Annotated in this window: 2 protein-coding genes; both read right to left on the bottom strand. The window is 73.4% G+C overall.

What is annotated here, in order from left to right; all coding sequences use genetic code 11:
* Window positions 1-1,121: ABC transporter ATP-binding protein (locus tag H6A23_RS11185; RefSeq protein ID WP_204832250.1), on the bottom strand; the 1,121-nt coding region annotated here is incomplete at its 3' end.
* Between the two features lie 86 nt (window positions 1,122-1,207).
* Window positions 1,208-1,502 (bottom strand): ATP-binding cassette domain-containing protein (locus H6A23_RS11190; protein WP_204832251.1); only part of this gene is annotated, 295 nt, incomplete at its 5' end.

The raw sequence follows: 1,502 nt of genomic DNA on the forward strand, positions 1-1,502 counted from the left end.
GACTTGCCCGTGCCGTTGGCGCCCTTGATCACGACGAGCTCGCCGGGACGCACCTCGAGCTCCCCCGCGAAGAGGCGCTTGCCTCCCTCGCCGCGCTCGGGCGTGGCCCAGAGGACGCCGTCCACATGGGCCACCGGGTCCTTCTCGGCCGCCGCGAGCGCCTCGAAGCCGGAGGGCTCCGCCGCGGCCGCGGCCACCTCGCGCAGGCGCTCGACGTGCGGCAGGTTGCCGCGCACCTGCGCCGCGCGCTGGACGATGGCGGTGAGCGGCGCCTGTACGAGCTGCGCCAGCGAGTACGCCACGAGCACCTGGCCCACGCCGGCGCCGCCCGCCAGGCAGCGCCACGCGGCGACCCCCATCATCGCCGCCGCGAGCGCGCACGAGAGCAGGGCGGGGAGGCTGGAGATGAGCTGCTCGAGAAAGCGATAGCGCGTCATCATGCGCAGGAACGCCTCGGAGCGCTCGCGATAGCGCGCCGAGAAGTACCCCTCGGCGCCGGCCGCGTTGATGGGGCGCTTGTTCTCGGCGATGCGCTTGGACTCGCCGAGCCAGGCGTCCTGCACGGGAAGAACGTCGCGCTGGAGCTCGGCGAGGGCCCTCGACGGGAGCCTCAGCGCGAGCCAGAGGACGGGAGCGTAGCCGACCACCAGCGCCGCCATCAGCGGATCGATCAGCGCCGCAATGGCCACGATGCCCAGAAGCGCCAGAGCCGCGCCCGGAATGCGCACGTTCGCGCAGACATAGAGCGTGCCGTAGGTGTCGGTCGAGTTCATGAGCACGTTCACGAAGTGGCCCTTCTCGTGCCGCGCGAAGGCGCGCTGCGAGGCGGCGAGGATTTCCCTGGCGCAGGACGCGGCGCTGCCGAGGAAGCGGCGCACCCCCAGCCACGTGGGCGCCCACTCGCCGAGCAGTACCGTCGCGGCGGCGGACGCCAGCGCGAGGGCGAGCGCGACGGCGAGCGGCGCCCCGATGTCCGACGCCCCGCGCGCGAGCTCGTCGACGACGCGCCCCACGACGACGCTCGCCGCCGCCGCGAGCAGCGTGGACGCCGCGACGCCCGCCGCCCTGATGACATTGTGGACGCTCGCGTCCACGAGCGGATAGGCACTCTTCTTGATCATGGTTTCCCCAATCCGGCGCGACCGCGCCCTCGGGATGGCTCCGTCCGGAGCCCATCGATGGGGGCTGTCCCCCGTAACAGAGCTGGCTACCTCGCGCGCGCCAGGCGCCCGTCGCGGATCTCGTAGATGCGGTCCGCCGCGGCGTCGAGCTCGCCCGAGTGCATGATGGCCACAACGGTCCTGCGCCGCCTGAGCCCCGCGAGGTAGTCGCAGAGCCGCGCGGACGTGGCGGCGTCCAGGTTCGTGAGCGGCTCGTCGAGCAGGGCAACCGGCTCCGGGCGCGAGAGGGCGCGCAGGAGCCCCAGCTTCTGGCGCTCGCCGAGCGAGAGGTTGAGCGGCTGGTCCGTGATGGCGCGCCCGGGCAGGTCGCCCAGGTCGAGC

Source organism: Olsenella uli, from assembly GCF_016900775.1.
Taxonomy (GTDB): domain Bacteria; phylum Actinomycetota; class Coriobacteriia; order Coriobacteriales; family Atopobiaceae; genus Thermophilibacter; species Thermophilibacter uli_A.